The following is a 2,596-nucleotide window of genomic DNA, read 5'->3' as shown; positions in this document are numbered from 1 at the left end:
GCCGCGTTGCCGATCCGGTTCTGCCGGGACCGGGGCCGGCGCGACTGCGCGGCGGCGCTTCCCGCGTCCTGGAGTCGCCGCCGCTGCTTGCGCAACTCCTGCTTCTTCGCCGCCTTCGACTTCGACTTCCGGGGGCGCTTCCAGATCGGCTGCCACCCCAGGGGCTCATCGGACTCGGGCTCCTGGTCCTCATCGAGCGCGGCGGATATGTCCTTGGCGGCTGCGCGGGCGCGGGCGAGGGCGTCATCAAGGCTGGGTTGTTCTTCCGGGGTGCTCACGCGACTCCTCCTGTGGTCCGGCCCCGCCTGTGCTGGGTGCCGGGCTGCTGGGGGTGCGGCGGCGGGGCCGTCGCCGGGGCGGGCTGCGGTCGGGGGCCGTGGGCGACGGCGCGCTCCCGGCTGCCGTCCTGGAGCTTGGCGGCGGCCTCAAGGCTCCGGCCTGTCTGCTCCACCCTGTCGACGCCGGTCTCCGGCTCCAGGACGCGGACGGCCTCCTGGTCGGAGTGGAACGGCCGCGGGTGCGACCTCGAGGCGGCGGGCACGGCGACGGCGCGCGGCCGGGTGCGGGAGCTCAGGCGCTCAGCACGCCGCACGGCATGGGCCCGGGTGGCCAGGGCGCCGGCGGCGAGGCGGGCTCGCTCGTACTGGGGCGCGGACCGCTTCCGGGTCAGTGGGCGCAGCACGGCCTGGTCCTCGGTGTCGCGCGGGTACAGGGCGCGCAGGTCGGCGGTCATCATCCGTCGGCTGGCCGGGCGGGTGTAGTCGTCGACGACTGTCTGCACGATCTGTTCGTCCAGGCGCGCCTGGTGGGGCCGGCCGCGCAGGACGTAGGAGAGGTAGCGGCGGGCTTCGGCGAGCAGGTGGTGGCGCTTGAACGCGCCGCGCATCACGTACACCACGGCGACGACGTCGACGGCCGCCAGCGCTATGTCGACCACCGGCCGCACCCGCGCCCACACCGCCGCGGCCGCCGCCCGCGCCCGCTCCGCCAGCCGGTCGACGACATCGGCGCCGTAGGCCCGGATCGCCGAGTCGCGCCATCGCTCACGCAGCTCGGTCAGCGACAGCAGCTCCGTGCGCTTGGGCGGGCGCGTCTGGTCGGCGGCCTGGCAGGCCAGCGCGTAGGAGGCCCGATCCCCCGGCGGGTGCCCCTGCCGTTCCTCGTACTTGGCGGTGAGGACGGGCAGCGCGTCCTCGATTTGCTGGCGGCGGGTTGACTGCCAGCCGATGAGCCGCTGGTCGATGCCCGCGATCTCCATGACGGGCCTGCGGCCGGGCGTCACCTCGCGCGGCTCCCACGCCCACCCGAGCCGGGCGGACACCTCCTCCATGAAGTAGAGGATGTAGAGGGTGTCGGCGGCGACGATGTGGGCCATCAGCGAGTCCGCTGACAGGTTGCCCCACGTTCCCTTGTCGTCCGGCCGCCGGACGCGGACCGTCACCACCGCATGATCGTGGAGGAGTGGCTTCGACTCGGCAGCTCTCGACTCGTAGTGCCGGAACACCGCGACGATCAGCCCGTCCTTGACCCGGGCGCGGCGCTTGCCGCCGCCTTTCCAGCGGATCTCCGCGACCTCATCCCCCAGCCACGCCAGCGTCTTGTCCCGGGCAATGTCCTGGCACAGCTCCAGCACCAGGCGGGTCTTGTCATCGCCCAGCGCCCACGCGATGTGTGCCGTCGGCGGGGGCCGGAACACCAGGTCGAAGCCCAGCCAGGGGGTGCGCTCCTTGGCCTTGTCGGTCTTGGGTGAGCGGTTGTGCTCGATGGGCCTGCCCAGCACGGTCGCCCGCCTCGCCTGCGCCAGGCTCTTGCCCTGCGCCAGGAGCTCGCGCTCGATCCGGTCGGCGTCTGGGTGCCGGCCTTCCCCCAGGAGCAGTTCGGCCTGCCGCTCGGTCACCACGTCCCCGGCCTTGAGGCCGACCGCAGCCAGGCCCCGGCCCTTCCACACGCCGGGCGGGACACCGGCTTCGTCCTGGGCGGCGCGCAGTGGCTTGCCCGCAGGGCGTTGGCCGTCGCCGACCATCACGCCGCGGAAGAGATAGCGCGACCCGTTCCCCGGGCGAACCTCCGACATGCTGATCACCGACCCATGAAACCCCGGCGGTGACCTGCGAAAAAGCGCGATCCGGGGTCCTTCCCGCCGGACGGGAGGCCATCACAAAGTCTTTACCGGAGCGCCCGCCAGGCGGGCCGCCCCGGCAGCCCGAGACAGTAAGTCGCCGCCGTGTGCACAGTCCGCCGCATGAACGAGGAACTGCTCCACGGAGACCCCTGCCCGCTGTGCCGCCGCCCCCTCACGCTGCGCACGACCGTCGAAGTCCGCTCCAACCAGCCACACCGCACGCGGACCGACAGGGTGCCGCACTGCAACAGCTGCGCCAGCGACATGGCCCGCGCACCGGAGTGGGCCGAGATGATGCGCGCCCTCTACGAGAGCTGACGGCGGCCGTGCGAATGCTGCGCCGCATCTACCTCACGCACCACGAAAGCCACCACCTGCGGGTCCATCGTCAACCACCGCGCGCCCGTCCACGCGCGGACGACCCGAGCTGACACCACACCACCGATCGCCTGGCCTTACTGATCGTTTCAGAAT

General features: G+C 72.7%; 3 protein-coding genes. 1 reads left to right on the top strand and 2 read right to left on the bottom strand.

Translation table 11 applies throughout. The annotated features are described in order from the left end of the window. Both AOK23_RS31830 and mobF read right to left on the bottom strand, forming a co-directional pair. Positions 1-278 (bottom strand): hypothetical protein (locus AOK23_RS31830; RefSeq protein ID WP_055716027.1); only part of this gene is annotated, 278 nt, incomplete at its 3' end. Then, positions 275-2,023 carry a MobF family relaxase gene (mobF, locus tag AOK23_RS31825; protein ID WP_079049822.1) on the bottom strand — a complete coding sequence of 583 codons (1,749 nt, stop codon included), beginning with the start codon at positions 2,021-2,023 and terminating at the stop codon, positions 275-277. The genes mobF and AOK23_RS31830, both read right to left, overlap by 4 nt. A 219-nt stretch (positions 2,024-2,242) precedes the next feature. Here mobF and AOK23_RS31820 point away from each other — a divergent pair, with 219 nt between their 5' ends. Then, the gene (locus AOK23_RS31820; RefSeq protein WP_055716026.1) at positions 2,243-2,440 is read left to right on the top strand and encodes a hypothetical protein; all 198 of its coding nucleotides are present in this window, start codon (positions 2,243-2,245) and stop codon (positions 2,438-2,440) included. Positions 2,441-2,596 lie beyond the last annotated feature (156 nt).

Origin of the sequence: Streptomyces torulosus, assembly GCF_001419765.1 — a bacterium.
GTDB classification, from domain to species: domain Bacteria; phylum Actinomycetota; class Actinomycetes; order Streptomycetales; family Streptomycetaceae; genus Streptomyces; species Streptomyces torulosus.
The sequence above is the reverse complement of the archived record's forward strand: the minus strand, read 5'-3'. Positions and strand labels throughout refer to the sequence as shown.